This is a genomic window from Pedobacter cryoconitis (assembly GCF_014200595.1).
GTDB lineage: Bacteria > Bacteroidota > Bacteroidia > Sphingobacteriales > Sphingobacteriaceae > Pedobacter > Pedobacter cryoconitis_C.
Genome location: NZ_JACHCG010000004.1, coordinates 576,619 through 592,335, shown reverse-complemented (window position 1 = coordinate 592,335; position 15,717 = coordinate 576,619). Strand labels below are relative to the sequence as shown.

11 protein-coding genes are annotated in these 15,717 nt (G+C 39.9%); 10 read left to right on the top strand and 1 reads right to left on the bottom strand.

The features are described 5' to 3' along the window. Positions 1-5 precede the first annotated feature (5 nt). Positions 6-1,850 carry a heme ABC transporter ATP-binding protein gene (locus HDE70_RS27350; RefSeq protein WP_260161861.1) on the top strand — a complete coding sequence of 615 codons (1,845 nt, stop codon included), beginning with the start codon at positions 6-8 and terminating at the stop codon, positions 1,848-1,850. 9 nt (positions 1,851-1,859) lie between these two features. Here the strand turns inward: HDE70_RS27350 and HDE70_RS22305 are convergent, their stop codons facing one another. Then, positions 1,860-2,840 (bottom strand): helix-turn-helix transcriptional regulator, encoded by a 981-nt coding sequence (locus tag HDE70_RS22305; RefSeq protein WP_183866118.1) that lies wholly within the window; start codon positions 2,838-2,840, stop codon positions 1,860-1,862. A 156-nt stretch (positions 2,841-2,996) separates the two neighbouring features. Here HDE70_RS22305 and HDE70_RS22300 point away from each other — a divergent pair, with 156 nt between their 5' ends. The 9 genes from HDE70_RS22300 (at position 2,997) to HDE70_RS22260 (ending at position 15,689) form a co-directional block, all read left to right on the top strand. Beyond that, positions 2,997-3,977 (top strand): deoxyhypusine synthase family protein, encoded by a 981-nt coding sequence (locus tag HDE70_RS22300; protein ID WP_183866117.1) that lies wholly within the window; start codon positions 2,997-2,999, stop codon positions 3,975-3,977. Between the two features lie 251 nt (positions 3,978-4,228). After that, positions 4,229-5,524, top strand: coding sequence for a c-type cytochrome (locus HDE70_RS22295; protein WP_183866116.1), 1,296 nt, complete (start codon positions 4,229-4,231; stop codon positions 5,522-5,524). A gap of 46 nt (positions 5,525-5,570) precedes the next feature. Continuing rightward, positions 5,571-8,603 (top strand): TAT-variant-translocated molybdopterin oxidoreductase, encoded by a 3,033-nt coding sequence (locus tag HDE70_RS22290; RefSeq protein ID WP_183866115.1) that lies wholly within the window; start codon positions 5,571-5,573, stop codon positions 8,601-8,603. A 23-nt stretch (positions 8,604-8,626) separates the two neighbouring features. Continuing rightward, positions 8,627-10,099 carry an NrfD/PsrC family molybdoenzyme membrane anchor subunit gene (gene nrfD, locus HDE70_RS22285; protein WP_183866114.1) on the top strand — a complete coding sequence of 491 codons (1,473 nt, stop codon included), beginning with the start codon at positions 8,627-8,629 and terminating at the stop codon, positions 10,097-10,099. A 2-nt stretch (positions 10,100-10,101) separates the two neighbouring features. Then, the gene (locus tag HDE70_RS22280; protein WP_068403973.1) at positions 10,102-10,638 is read left to right on the top strand and encodes a DUF3341 domain-containing protein; all 537 of its coding nucleotides are present in this window, start codon (positions 10,102-10,104) and stop codon (positions 10,636-10,638) included. Further along, the gene (locus HDE70_RS22275) at positions 10,610-11,218 is read left to right on the top strand and encodes a c-type cytochrome (RefSeq protein ID WP_068403971.1); all 609 of its coding nucleotides are present in this window, start codon (positions 10,610-10,612) and stop codon (positions 11,216-11,218) included. The genes HDE70_RS22280 and HDE70_RS22275 overlap by 29 nt, the downstream gene beginning before the upstream one ends. 14 nt (positions 11,219-11,232) lie before the next feature. Further along, positions 11,233-12,447: a quinol:cytochrome C oxidoreductase gene (locus tag HDE70_RS22270; RefSeq protein ID WP_183866113.1), complete on the top strand. Its 1,215-nt coding sequence runs from the start codon at positions 11,233-11,235 to the stop codon at positions 12,445-12,447. A gap of 63 nt (positions 12,448-12,510) precedes the next feature. Continuing rightward, a complete protein-coding gene (locus tag HDE70_RS22265) occupies positions 12,511-13,776 on the top strand; it encodes a cytochrome c oxidase subunit II (protein WP_183866112.1) in 1,266 nt (421 codons plus the stop codon). A gap of 20 nt (positions 13,777-13,796) precedes the next feature. Continuing rightward, a complete protein-coding gene (locus HDE70_RS22260; RefSeq protein ID WP_183866111.1) occupies positions 13,797-15,689 on the top strand; it encodes a cbb3-type cytochrome c oxidase subunit I in 1,893 nt (630 codons plus the stop codon). The last annotated feature ends 28 nt before the right edge of the window (positions 15,690-15,717 follow it).

The following is a 15,717-nucleotide window of genomic DNA, read 5'->3' as shown; positions in this document are numbered from 1 at the left end:
AGCTGATGTTAACAGTAGAAAATATTACGTACGAAATCAATAACAGGACGCTGGTTAAGAATCTTTCTTTTAGTATGCGTTGTGGAGAAGTGGTCGCTATTCTGGGTGCTAATGGTGCCGGAAAGTCTACTTTACTCAAAATGCTGAGTGGAGAGAAGAAAAATGCGGAAGGAAATATTTTATTGAATGGCAAGGCTATCCATGGTTATGCTTCTGGTGAACTGGCAAAAAAACGCGCAGTGCTCAGTCAGCATAATGTGGTTAATGTAGATTTTCTGGTGAAGGATATTGTGATGATGGGCAGGTATCCGCATTATAAAAGCAGTCCTGGTAAAAATGACCGGAATGTAGTGCGGCAGACTATGGACGTGTGCGGGGTGACTGAACTGGAAGAGCGTTCGATCTTAACTTTATCTGGCGGGGAGCAGCAGCGTGTACAACTAGCAAGGGTACTGGCTCAGATCTGGGATTGTCCGGGTGCGTTACTGTTAATGGATGAACCTGTTTCGGGTATGGATTTACAGTATCAGCAGCAAACACTGGCGATCGTAACCGCATTGGCGAGAAAAGATTTTATGGTGATTACGGTATTACATGATATCAATCTTGCGGCGCAATATGCGGATCGGATATTAATGCTGAAAAATGGGCGCAAGTGGAACGATGGCAGCCCGGCCGAAGTGCTGAATACGAGAAATGTTTATAATATATTTTCAATTGAGGCGGATGTCAATATCAATCGTCATACTTTAAAACCTTTTGTACTTCCAAAGGAGGTACTGATAGATTCAAATAAATTTCATTCTAATTCACATCATATGAGTACTGATAATCTGAATACTTTAAAAGAGACTTATCTGTCTTACAAAAATGCTAATCCCGGAAAAAGAATCCGCGATGTAGCGGCTGCGCTTAACGTAAGTGAGGCTGAACTGCTAATGACTGGCCTTGGTGAAACAGTCACCCGTTTAAATCCTGATTTTGAATCTGTTTTAAAAGCGGTACCTACTCTGGGACATGTGATGGCATTGACACGTAATGAGTACTGTGTGAATGAGCGCAAGGGTGCTTATGAGAAGATTTCATTTACACCGCATGCTGGCCTGGTGTTAGGAGATGATATTGACCTGCGTTTATTCTTAGGTAGCTGGAAACATGGTTTTGCTGTAGTAGAGGAACGCACTACGAGTTTGCAGTTTTTTGATGGAATGGGCGTAGCTGTTCATAAAATCTATCTGACTGAAAAAAGTAATCCGGATGCTTTCAAGAGTTTGGTGGAGAGTTTTACTGCAGATGATCAGCAGGCAGCGGTAATTAGTAGGGATCAGCAAAAAAGGCCTGCTGCCGGCAAACCGGATAGTGAGATTGACCTGGCTGGTTTTCAGGAAGGCTGGAATAATATGCAGGATACGCATGAATTCTTTATGCTGATGCGCAAGTTTTGGGTCAGCAGGATTCAGGCGATGCATCTTGCGCCAGCGGGCAGAACAAAAGAAATTGCAGTAGATACTTTTAAAGGGTTTATTACTGAATGTGCGGAACGTCAGGTTCCCGTTATGGTATTTACTGGTAATCCGGGTTGTATCCAGATCCACTCAGGACTGGTTACTAATTTGCTGGAAAAAGGGGAGTGGTTTAATGTGCTTGATCCTGAGTTTAACCTGCACCTGAGATTAGATGGTATTGCGAGTGTGTGGCATGTGGTGAAACCTTCTGTTGATGGTGACATTAATTCGCTGGAGATCTATGATAAGGATGGAGAGATGATCGTTCAGTTTTTTGGGAAACGCAAGCCTGGTATTCCTGAACTGGAGCAGTGGCGCGAAGTGCTGAAACTGGAGTTCGCATAATGCCAGGCATTATGCTCTGACTCCACTTGGCAGGATGCCAAAATACTTTTTAAATGCTTTGCTGAAATTAGCCTGATGTTTGAAACCGGTAAGACCTGAGACTTCATATACACTCATTTCTTCTTCGAGTAATAAACGCCGGGCTTTTTCCATACGCAGCCTGGTAATATAGTCGTACATGGTTACGCCATAGTATTCTTTAAACCCTGTACGGAGTTTAAATTCATTGAGCAAAATTTCTTTGGCCAGTTCTTTATGGGTAGGAGGGGTCACGTATCTTTCGTTTAAGATTGTACGGGCTTGTTCCAGCCGGTCAAAATCCCCGGTTTTAAAGAGATCTTGTTTGACAGAACCGCCACCATCGTTTCTCAACTGCTCGAGCTGATACATTAGTAGTTCAAGTATTTTGGATTCGGTATGAAGCCTTTTTAATTCTCCCATCTGCCGGCAATCCCGGATTTCGTTGATCACTCTTCTCATCTCGGGCGTAACAGCCATATCTTCGTTAGAGAAAGAGGTAAATTGTCCTTTTTCTATATCCCTGACAAATCGTTCGTGTAAAATGGAGTGACGATCTATTAAAGAGAAATAGTAATCCTTCGAAAGGACAATCATAAAATAGGTATATTCTACTTTGGCAATTAATTCATGACTGGCCTGGGTAGAGGGAATGTAACGAATGTTATGCCGGCTGTTACCATGTGATGCAGTTGACATCTTTTTTCCCGATGCATTTTTATAGAAGATAAATTGACTGGTAATGGTTTCTCCGTTAATATCGGTATGGATATTGGTGGATTCGTCAAACAGCATAGTGGAGTGCATCAGAAACATACCTCCGGTTGTTAGCTGATAATTGACCATTTGTACTGGCGGGCGCTGGATCATCACCTGTTTTTCTGCCAGTGTATTGTTAGGAGAGTAAATGTCAGGGACGTCTTCAATGAATAACCATTCGTCAAGATCTGAAATTTTAGCTTTGACTATCATCTGATTTATTTTTCCAAATATACTTGTTTTATTTATAAAGATTCTAAATAAAAGCATTGATTCCTTAATAATATGCTATTGAACCGGGAGTCGTTTTTAACGAATATTTCCTTATTTTTGCGGCAGTTTATACAAAACAGAATAATCTTAATTAAAATGAGCGTAACAAGAGGACCAATATCAAAATTCATGGAAGGGCATTACCTCCATTTCAATGCAGCAGCAATGATGGATGCGGCTAAAGGCTATGAAACGCATTTAGATGAAGGTGGTAAAATGATGATTACCCTTGCTGGTGCAATGAGTACTGCTGAACTGGGAATTTCATTAGCAGAGATGATCCGTCAGGATAAAGTTTCTATAATTTCATGTACAGGTGCAAATCTGGAAGAGGATATTATGAACCTTGTTGCCCATTCACATTATAAACGTGTACCTAACTACCGTGATTTAACTCCTCAGGACGAGTGGGATTTATTGGAAAACCACTACAACCGTGTAACTGATACTTGTATCCCTGAAGAAGAAGCTTTCAGACGTTTACAGAAACATATTCAGGAGATCTGGACAAATGCTGAAAAAGCAGGTGAGCGTTATTTCCCGCATGAGTATATGTACAAAATGTTATTGAGCGGTGTGCTTGAGCAATATTATGAAATCGACCCTAAAAATTCATGGATGCTTGCAGCTGCGGAAAAAAATCTGCCGATTGTAGTTCCGGGATGGGAAGATTCAACGATGGGAAATATCTTCGCTTCGTATGTAATGAAAAATGAATTACAGGCTTCTACAGTAAAAAGTGGAATCGAGTACATGGGTTACCTTGCGGACTGGTATATTAAGAACAGCGGTGGAAAAGGAATTGGGTTCTTCCAGATTGGTGGTGGTATTGCAGGAGATTTCCCAATTTGTGTAGTACCTATGTTATATCAGGATATGGAAATGGAAAATATCCCTTTCTGGACTTATTTCTGTCAGATCTCTGATTCTACTACTTCTTATGGGTCGTATTCTGGTGCTGTACCAAACGAAAAGATTACGTGGGGCAAGCTGGACATTCATACACCTAAGTTCATTGTAGAGTCTGATGCAACTATTGTAGCACCATTGATTTTTGCCTGGATATTAAAAATGTAAATTATAATTCCAAATCCTTATCTGGATTTTTGTCGTATAGAAAATCAGCAAATAGAAAAATTTGCTGATTTTCTTCGTTTAAAGCCACTAAAACGAAAAGTTTAGAATGATTATAAATTGTATTTACTGTCATTTCTTTGTCATTGGTAACTTAATAAATTTTACTTTTGTGGACGTTTTGGTGAAGAACAAGAGTTTAAACATCAATACGGTCATTACAGTTTTTTAAAATAAAGCATAAAATACTCATTATGAGGAATATCTCATTGATCATTAGAAGAGTTTGGAAGTCGGCATTTATGTTTACGGCTCTATCTGTTTTAATCGTTTCTGGTACGCAAGCACAAGACGCAGTAGAAGGTAGAAAAATCTTCAAGGAAAAATGTACTTCATGTCATGCACTGGACCGCGATCTGATCGGCCCGGCATTACAAACGATTGTACCTACAAAGAGCGAAGCGTTTTTGTTAAAATGGATCAACAATGCTCCGGCATTTATCGCGTCGGGAGACAAAGAGGCTGTAGAGGCTTCGAAGTTCAATCCGAATGCCGACATGACAGCGTTTCCATCATTAACGCCTGAGCAGATTAAAAGCATCCTTGCTTACGTAAAAGTAGGTGAGCCTAAGAAAGCAGAAGTTGCTGGTGCGGCTACTGGTTCTGATGAAGTTTCAAACTTCTCTATCGTAGGAGTAATTGCAGTAATCCTGATCTCTATCATTGTATTAGTGATCCTGGCAAGAGCAATCAAAATGCTTGAGCGCCTGATCCTGAAAAAACAAGGTGTAGAAATCGAAGAAGACGAAGAGAAAACGTCGATGTTAGCTGGCATTGGTCAGTTATTCAAAAACAAGAAGTTTGTTTTCTTCGTGATCCTGTGCTTAGTGATAAGCTTAGGTTCATTTGGATGGATGGGCATGTGGAACACTGGTGTTTCTACAGGTTACCAGCCAACACAGCCAATTAAATTCTCTCACGAGTTACACGCTGGTGTAAACCAGATTGATTGTCAGTACTGTCACGCTGGTGCATTCGAATCTAAAAACGCAACCATACCTTCGCTTAACGTTTGTATGAACTGTCACAAACAGGTACAGGCCAGAGACAGCCATGATGGAAACATCTCTCCTGAGATCCAGAAAATCTACAATGCATTAGGTTACGATGCAGATAAAATGACTTATGACAAGTCTAAAGAAAAACCAATTGAGTGGGTACGTGTTCACAACCTTCCTGATTTTGCTTACTTCAATCACTCACAACACGTTGTTGTAGCTGAAGAAGCTATCCGTAAAGAAAAAGGGTTGAAACCAAACGAACCAGTTTGTTTTGCTTGTCACGGACCAGTTAATACAATGGAAGAGATCTATCAGTATTCTCCTCTAACCATGAAATGGTGTATCAACTGTCATAAAGACACCAAGTTAGAAGTTAAAGACAACGCATTCTACACCAAAATTATTGAGGCTCATGAGAAAATCAAAAAAGGTGAGAAAATTACACCAGCAGCACTAGGTGGAATTGAGTGTGGTAAATGTCACTATTAATAGAGTTTAGTAAAAAGAACGTTCGATAAACAGTAATATAGCTTAAATGGAAAGCAATAAAAAATACTGGAAAGGCTTAGAGGAATTTAACAAGACCTCCGATTTTGTTGAAAACAACAGAAACGAATTTGCGGAGCCGCTTCCAATAGAAGATGTTTTAAATGAAGCAGGATTAAGTACAGTAACTCCTCGCCGTGACTTTTTAAAAGCCTTAGGCTTTGGTCTTGGTGCGGTAACACTTGCCGCTTGTCAGCCTGCTCCGATTCACAAATCAATACCTTACCTGATTAAACCTGAAGAAGTAATCCCGGGTATCCCGAATTACTATGTGTCAAGTTATAATGGTCAGAGCATCCTGGTGAAAACCAGAGAGGGCAGGCCGATCAAGATTGAGCCAAACCCAAATGCGGGTGAGTTCAATTGCGGTACTGATGCGCAGGCTCAGGCTTCTGTATTAGATTTGTACGATGTTTCGAAACTTAAAGCACCTGTATTAAAGAATGATGAGACTACCTGGGCGAAGGTTGATGCATTTGTAGCTTCAGAGCTGGCAAAAGCAAAAGCTTCGGGCAAGAAAATCCGCATCGTTTCTTCATCTGTAAACAGTCCTTCTACTAAAGCAGTAGTTGCAGACTTTATAGCTGCTTATCCTGCAACTAAACATGTACAGTACGATGCCGTATCTTATACTGGTATCATCAAAGCAAATGAGAATAGCTTTGGTAAAGCTGTAATTCCTAAATATAACTTCGACAAAGCTGACTTAATCGTGAGTTTTGCTGCTGACTTTTTAGGAACATGGATTAGCGGAGAAGAATTTACTTCTCAGTATGTGGCTAACAGAAACCACAAATCATTGGCAAAAGGTAAAATGTCACGTCACTTCCAGTTCGAAGCTGGTATGAGTTTGACAGGTACCAATGCTGATACACGTATCCCGGTTAAATTATCAGAGCAGGGTCCTGCACTGATAACCTTATATAATGCAATCACTAACGGCAATTTAGCTGGTGGTTCTTTACCTAAGAACGGTACTGCTGAAAAAGCGCTTAAACTTGTTGCTAAAGAACTAGTTCAGCAAAAAGGAAAAGCTTTAGTAGTATGTGGTTCTAACGATGTTTCTACTCAAATCCTGGTTAATGCGATCAACTCTGCTATCGGCAGTTATGGTACGACTATAGATTTGGATAATCCAAACAAACGTTATGCTGGTAATGACGCTGAATTTGCAGAATTCTTAAATGAGATGAACAGAGGCGAAGTTGCTGCTGTATTCTTCCTGGATAACAATCCTGCTTACGATGTGGTTAATACTAAATCATTTACTGATGGATTAAGTAAAGTTCCATTGAAAGTTTCTTTCTCAGACCGTAAGGATGAGACTTCAACTTTATGTGATGTGATTGCAACTAATCAGAATTACTTAGAGGCATGGGGTGATGCAAATAGCTACGAAGGATATTATTCTATCGTTCAGCCAACAATCAACCCAGTGTTCAATTCACGTCAGGCTGAAGAAAGTTTACTGATCTGGTCTAACGCACCTGTTAAAGAATACTACCAGTATGTGCGTAACAACTGGGAGAAAAATATACTTCCGGCTTTCGGTAAATCATGGAATGATGTATTAGAGACTGGCGTTTTTGCTTCGGCACCTAAAACAGCAGGTTCTTATACTTTCAACCTTTCATTAGCGGCTGTTGCTCCTTCAGTAGTGAAAAGCAGTGCTGCTTTAGCTAAGGACATTGAGCTTCAGGTTTATGAAAGTGTAGCAATGCGCGATGGTAAACATGCCAACAATGCATTTTTACAGGAATTACCTGATCCGGTTTCTAAAGTAACCTGGGATAACTACATTGCTCTTGCGCCTAAGTTCGCTGAGTCATTGGGAATCAAAGAATTCGACGTTGTTGACGTTAAAGGAAGCAACGGATATAAAATCACTTTACCAGTTCTGGTTCAGCCAGGACAAGCACAGGGTACTGCTTCTATAGCTTTAGGTTATGGACGTACTAAAGTGGGTAAAGCTGGTGATAACGTAGGTCAGAATGCTTATCCATTCGTAACTTTCAGCAATGGAACGTTACAGTATGCAAATACGATCACGATCACTAAAACCGGTGCTACCAACGAGCTTGCGCAAACGCAGACTCACCACTCTTTTGAAGGAAGAAACATTATCCGCGAAGCAACTTTCAAGGAATATGTGAAAAATCCTTCTGCGGGTACTGGTAAACACGACAGTGAACATAAAACTTACGATTTATGGGATAAATACGAAAAACCAGGTAACAACTGGGTAATGGCAATCGACCTGAATGCTTGTACTGGTTGTGGTTCTTGTATTGTTGCCTGTAACGTAGAAAATAACATCCCTGTTGTTGGACGCGATGAGGTTCGCAGACGCAGAGAGATGCACTGGATCCGTATTGACCGTTACTATAGCTTTGAAGAAGGCGATAAGAGCGTATCTGAGGAGAAAGAAATTGCACACATGGAAAATCTTGACCGTGTGTCAGTTGTTCATCAGCCGATGTTATGTCAGCACTGTGATCACGCTCCTTGTGAAACTGTTTGTCCTGTATTGGCAACGACCCACTCTTCGGATGGTCTGAACCATATGGCTTATAACCGTTGTGTAGGTACACGTTACTGTGCAAATAACTGCCCGTACAAAGTACGTCGTTTCAACTGGTTTAACTACTGGAATGATTCACGTTTCGATAACTACCTGAACAATGAATTTACTCAGCTGGTTCTTAACCCTGATGTAACTACACGTTCAAGAGGGGTTATGGAGAAATGCTCAATGTGTATCCAACGTATCCAGGCTGGTAAATTGTCAGCTAAGATTGCGAAACGTCCATTGAAAGATGGAGATATCAAAATGGCATGTCAGGAAGCTTGTTCAGCCAATGCAATTATATTTGGTGATGGCAATGATCCGGAATCGGAAGTATCGAAAGCATTACGTAGTGAGCGTATTTACTATGTATTGGAAGAGATCAATACACAACCGGGAGTAGGTTACATGACAAAAATTAGAAACACAGATTCATTACCAACAGTACAAGCGTAAGCTGATATTAAAGAAAACACATTATGTCAGGACATAACGAATCAATATTAAGAGAACCACTAATCACCGGCAATGATATCACGTATGCAAAAATTACGGATGATATCTTAATGCCAGTTGAGAATAAGCCCAACAGGGCCTGGTGGATAGGTTTTATAGTTTCCCTTATGGGAGCAACCTTATGGTTAGTTGCAGTAAGTTATACTTTCTGGAACGGTATCGGATCATGGGGTCTGAACAAAACTGTAGGATGGGCATGGGATATCACCGGTTTCGTATGGTGGGTAGGTATTGGTCACGCAGGAACACTGATTTCGGCGGTATTATTACTCTTCCGTCAAAACTGGCGTAACTCAATTAACAGGTCGGCAGAAGCGATGACAATTTTCGCCGTTATCTGTGCCGCAACGTATGTTGTATCCCACATGGGAAGACCATGGTTAGCTTACTGGGTATTACCTTTACCAAATCAGTTCGGTTCACTTTGGGTAAACTTTAACTCACCGCTGGTGTGGGATATGTTTGCGATCTCTACTTACTTCTCTGTATCCTTATTATTCTGGTATACGGGTTTATTACCAGATATCGCTACTATCCGTGACCGTGCAACAGGTGTACGCCGCAGAATTTACTCTATCTTCTCTTTCGGATGGAGTGGTAACGTTAAAACATGGCAGCGTTTTGAGACAGTGTCTCTGATCCTTGCCGGTATCTCTACTCCACTGGTACTTTCGGTACACACGATTGTATCGATGGACTTTGCAACCTCGGTTATTCCGGGATGGCACACTACGATTTTCCCTCCATACTTTGTGGCTGGTGCGATCTTCTCTGGTTTCGCCATGGTGTTAACCTTATTACTGGTTGCCCGTAAAGTATTGGGTCTTGAAAACTACATCACCATGTTCCACATTGAATCGATGAACAAGATCATCATTCTTACAGGATCGATCGTGGGTGTGGCTTACATCACTGAGTTTTTTATTGCCTGGTATTCAGGTTCAGAATATGAAGCATATGCATTCATCAACCGTTCAACTGGTCCATACTGGTGGGCATACTGGATGATGATGACTTGTAACGTAATTTCTCCGCAGTTACTGTGGTTTAAGAAAATCCGTTTGAGCATCCCTGCAACATGGATCTTATCTATCGTGGTAAACATCGGTATGTGGTTTGAGCGTTTCGTAATTATCGTTACTTCATTACACCGTGATTACCTTCCATCAAGTTGGGCGATGTTCTATCCTACATGGGTAGATGTGAGTGTCTTTGTAGGTTCAATCGGGGTATTCTTTACTTTATTCCTGTTGTTCTTAAGAGTTCTGCCTTCAATTGCAATTGCTGAGGTGAAACTATTACTTAAAACATCAAGTGAGCAAGCTAAACTTGCACAGATTAAAGAAGGTCATTTGGACAAAACTCACGTTAAAGAATACGTTGAGTCTTTAGAGAAATTTGATAGTGTTAAACAAGAAGAATACGCAAAAATATAACAATGAGTAATATCAAATATATTTTAGGCAGTTTTGGCGATCCTGACGAAATGATGCATGGCATCGAAAAGTTACAGGAGAACAACATTAAGATCCATGATGTTTATACGCCTATGCCTATCCACGGCATCGAAGCCAAACTAGGAATTAAAAGATCAAGATTGGATATCCTTGCATTTTTCTGCGGGATAACAGGAACAGTATCAGCATTTGCACTGATCTATCTTACCTCGGTAGTAGACTGGAGACATAATATTGGTGGTAAACCAGCATTCGCATTACCGGATTTTATTCCGATTATGTTTGAGGTAACTATTTTATTCTGTGCATTTGGATTAGTAGGATCTTATTATGCATCTACTCACCTTTTCCCGGGAAGAGCGCCAAGAGTAATGGACTTAAGAGCCACAGATGATAGATTTATTATAGCTGTTGATGCTCAGGAAAATGGAGATCACAGTAAAATTGACGGACTATTAAAAGAAGCTGGTGCTATAGAAGTTAAGCACAATGAAAGGAAGTATATTAGCTATGAATAAGAATAAAATAGTTGCAGCCTCATTTGTTGTTCTTGCCCTGGCTGTTACAACACTTTCGTCTTGCAGGAATAAGAATAATCCAGGTTTGGAATATGCGAGGAATATGTATGATCATATTGCTTATGATCCTGACCAGCCGAATAAGAATTTTGCAAACGGACAAACTGCACAAACACCTCCTGCGAATACAAGCCCGGTAGGATTTGTAAAGTATGAGTATGCAAATACTAAAGAAGGTTATGAAGCCGCAGGTTTAAATCTGCACAACCCTCTAGCTAAGACACCACAGAACTTATTGTCAGGTAAACATTACTTTACTGTATTCTGCGGACCTTGTCACGGTGAAAAAGGAGATGGTAAAGGACACCTTGTTCAAATTGAGAAATTTACAGGTGTACCAGCTTATCATGGTGATGCAGCGTCATCACGTGGTGGCTTGATGAAAGATTTATCGGAAGGTAAAATCTATCACACTATCATGTACGGATTAAATAACATGGGGTCACATGCCTCTCAGCTTACTCCAGATCAAAGATGGAAAGTTGTGATGTATGTTCAACAATTACAAAAAATACAATAGAAAAGCAGATATAAATGGGAACTCACAATTATAATTTCAATGAGCAGTTTGAGTTTACAGGAAAAGCTAAAACTTTAAGCATAGCGGCGATCGTTATTGGTATCGCAAGTATAGCTTATGGTTTTTCTGATCATGGACTTCATGAGCGGACTTTTGCCAACCTGTTACTTATGGCCTATTACTTCGCCTGTGTATGTATGTCGGGTGCATTCTTTTTAGCTGTTCAGTTTGTAGCGCAGGCAGGATGGTCTGCATCAATCTTACGTGTGCCTCAGGCTATGGCAAGAACATTGCCTGTCGCAGTAGTAATCCTGATCGTGGTTATCAGTCTGGGACTATACACACACAATCTTTATCACCACTGGAATGCACCGGGCTTAACTGATCCGTCTTCCACTAACTATGATAAATTAATCGATGGAAAGTCTGCTTTCTTAAATGTACCTTTCTTTTTAGGACGTCAGGTTGTATTTTTAAGTATCTATTCTTTCTTCGCTATCTTACTTTCTAAATTATCAACTAACGAAGATTTAGAAGGCGGATTAAATTCATACACGAAAAGTTTTAAATACTCTTGTATATTTTTAGTTATCTACGGCTTTACTACGCCAATCTTTGCATTTGATACGGTGATGTCATTAGAAGCACACTGGTTCTCAACAATGTTTGGATGGTACAATTTCGCAGCAATGTGGGTGAGCAGTTTAGCTACTATAGCTGTAATTATCATCCTGTTGAGAAAAGCAGGTTATATGCAATGGGTTAACAATAGTCACCTTCATAACTTAGGTCAATTCATCTTCGGGTTCTCAATTTTCTGGACTTATGTATGGTTTGCACAATTTATGTTGATCTATTATGCCAACATGCCGGAAGAAACTGTGTATTTTTACAAACGATTTGAGTTTTACAAGTTCTGGTTCTTTTTGAATTTAGTGATGAACTTCCTTGCTCCGGTTCTGTTGTTGATGGACCGTGACAATAAAAGACAGGAAAATATCATGCTTGGTGTTTGTATAATTGTATTATGCGGTCACTGGGTAGATTATTACCAAATGATTATGCCTGGAACTGTAGAATCACATAATGGTTTTGGTATTATTGAAATAGGTACAGCAATCGGTTTTGTAGGCTTGTTTACCTTTACAGTATTATCTTCATTAAGTAAGAAACCTTTAATTGCAAAGAATCACCCTTTCTTACAGGAAAGTCTGAATCACCATTTGTAGTAACTGGTTAGAGAGTATATACATTAATTTATAGTAGAAGTACATCGTACTACTTTTAAGAAAATGAGTTTAAGAAAATATATAAGCAATAAGACAATAGCGGCCCTGGCAGTAATTCTTACTGTGTTTGCAAATACGAGCGCATTTGCACAAGAAGCTGCCGCCGGTGCTGCCGCTACGGCTGCGAAAAAACCTATTGATATGTTCCCGATCTATAAGTCGGCAGCATTTTATACCCTGTTATTTTTACTGCTTTGCTTATTTATAGCAATAGTTGGTAAAGCAATGCGGGTATATGAATTGACACGTGAAGCTCAGGATAAACCTGCCGGCATCAACTGGAATACAGTAAATGGTGTTCTTTTTGTGATTTTCTTAATCGTCGGATTATACGGTGTTTACTTTGAATATACAGTTCATGGAAAGATGATCCTTCCGGATGCTGCTTCAGAGCACGGTGCAAAGATTGACCAGATGTTTAACATCACGTTGATCCTGACTACTATCGTATTCATCGGAACACACCTTGTATTATTCCTGTTCTCGTACTTCTACAAGAATACTGGTAAGAGAAAAGCTTATTACTACCCACATAATAATGCATTAGAGCGTATCTGGACAATTGTTCCGGCGTTAGTGCTTACGGTATTGGTATTAATGGGATTCCTTACCTGGAGATCAATTTTCTACAAAATCGAAGATCCTAATAATAAGCCATTGAGCATCGAGATTACTTCTCAGCAGTTCGCATGGACTATCCGTTATCCGGGAGCTGATAAAATTGTAGGTAAGAAAAACTATAAACTGATTACCGGAACGAACAGTTTGGGTATGGACTTTAATGATAAGGACAATCTTGATGATCAGATGGCAGAGGAAATGGTTATTCCTGTCAACAAACCAGTAAGATTGATTCTGACCAGTAAAGATGTATTACACAGTTTTTACATGCCGCATTTCAGGATTCAGTTAAACACTGTTCCGGGTATGACTTCTTATTTCGAATTCACACCAACAATTACTACTGCTGATATGCAGACTAAAGTAAATGATCCAGCATTTAAATTCTTGTTTTATTGCTCGAAAATCTGCGGATCTGGTCACTATAACATGCAAAAGGTTGTTAGAGTTGTTTCTCAGGCTGAATATGATGCCTGGATAGTTAAACAACCTAAGTTTATCAATAACGATTTGAGAAAGCAATTTAACTTGCCAATCGTACCAGAACCAGCAGCTGCACCAGCGGCGGCAGCACCAGCTGATAGTACAGCTAAAGCTGCGACCAGTGCTCCTGCTGTAGCAATGAATAAACCGGCTTTAAAAAAATAATTATACTGGAATAGCGCATTATGTCAACTATAACATTACACGATACACATAACAACGATCACCATGACGGTCACGATCATGGGCATCACGAACAATCTTTCATAACGAAATACATCTTTAGCCAGGATCACAAGATGATCGCTAAACAGTTTTTAATAACTGGTATTATTATGGCTGTTATTGCAATGGGATTGTCTATCTTATTTCGTCTGCAACTGGCATGGCCAGATAAAAGTTTTCCTATTCTTGAAACATTTTTAGGAAGATGGGCAGAAGGAGGAAGGATCAAACCTGATTTTTACCTTGCTCTGGTAACCATACACGGTACCATCATGGTATTCTTTGTACTTACCGCAGGATTGAGCGGTACGTTTAGTAATTTACTGATTCCGCTTCAGCTCGGGGTACGGGATATGGCATCACCATTTATGAACATGCTTTCATACTGGTTGTTCTTTATCGCTTGTATCGTGATGATGAGTTCATTCTTTATTGAAACAGGACCGGCAAGTGCGGGCTGGACAGTATATCCTCCATTATCAGCTATTCCAAAAGCTATTTCTGGTTCTGGTTTAGGGATGACATTATGGTTAATCAGTATGGTTCTTTTTGTAGCTTCTCAGTTAATGGGTGGTATCAACTATGTAAGTACTGTATTAAACATGCGTACTAAAGGTATGGACCTATGGAAAATGCCTTTAACTATCTGGGCTTTCTTATTAACAGCTATCTTAGGTATCTTATCATTCCCTGTTTTAGTAGCGGGTGTTGTATTATTGATCTTTGACCGTAGTTTTGGTACAAGTTTCTATTTATCTGATATCGTTATGGGTACGCAGGTATTACCTAACGAAGGTGGTTCTCCAATCTTATGGCAGCATTTATTCTGGTTCCTTGGTCACCCTGAGGTATATATTGTAATTATGCCGGCTTTAGGTATCTCTTCAGAGGTTATCTCGGTAAATTCAAGAAAACCAATTTTTGGTTACCATGCGATGGTTTATTCATTAATCGGTATTACTATCCTTTCCTTCATCGTATGGGGTCACCATATGTTTGTAACGGGGATGAATCCATTACTGGGTGGTGTGTTTATGATCACGACCCTGATTATCGCTGTTCCTTCAGCAGTAAAAACTTTCAACTATCTGGCTACATTATGGCGCGGTAATATCAGGTTCACACCTGCAATGTTATGTGCTATTGGTATGGTTTCATTCTTTATCTCAGGTGGTTTAACTGGTATCTTCTTAGGTAATGCCTCTCTGGATATCAACCTTCACGATACTTACTTCGTAGTTGCTCACTTTCACTTAGTAATGGGTTCTGCTGCGATCTTTGGTATGCTTGCCGGTGTTTATCACTGGTATCCAAAAATGTTCGGAAGAATGTTAAACGAGAAATTAGGATACCTTCACTTCTGGGTTACGTTTATCTGTGCTTACTTAGTATTCTTCCCATTACACTTTTTAGGTTTAGATGGTGTACCACGTCGTTACTATGCTTTCACTGAATTTGAATTCATGCAGAAATGGGTTACTGTAAACATCTTTGTTACATGGGCAGCTATCGTTGCAGCATTGGCACAGGTTGCTTTCCTTTTCAACTTCTTCTACTCAATTTTCAAAGGTAAAAAAGCAACACAGAATCCTTGGGAATCTAATACTTTAGAATGGACTACGCCGGTTGAGCATATCCATGGTAACTGGCCGGGAGAAATCCCTACAGTATACCGTTGGCCATATGATTACAGTAAGCCAGGTTCTGAAGCAGATTTTATTCCTCAAACTGTTCCTTATTCTCAGACAATGAGCTCTAACATGCCGCATGACTTCGAAGGAAATGCAGAATCTGAGCGCATCCAGAGAGAGTGGGAAGAAAAACAAGCAAAAGAAAAAGCAATACTGGATTAATCTCCTTTATTAAAATTATACAATGAGG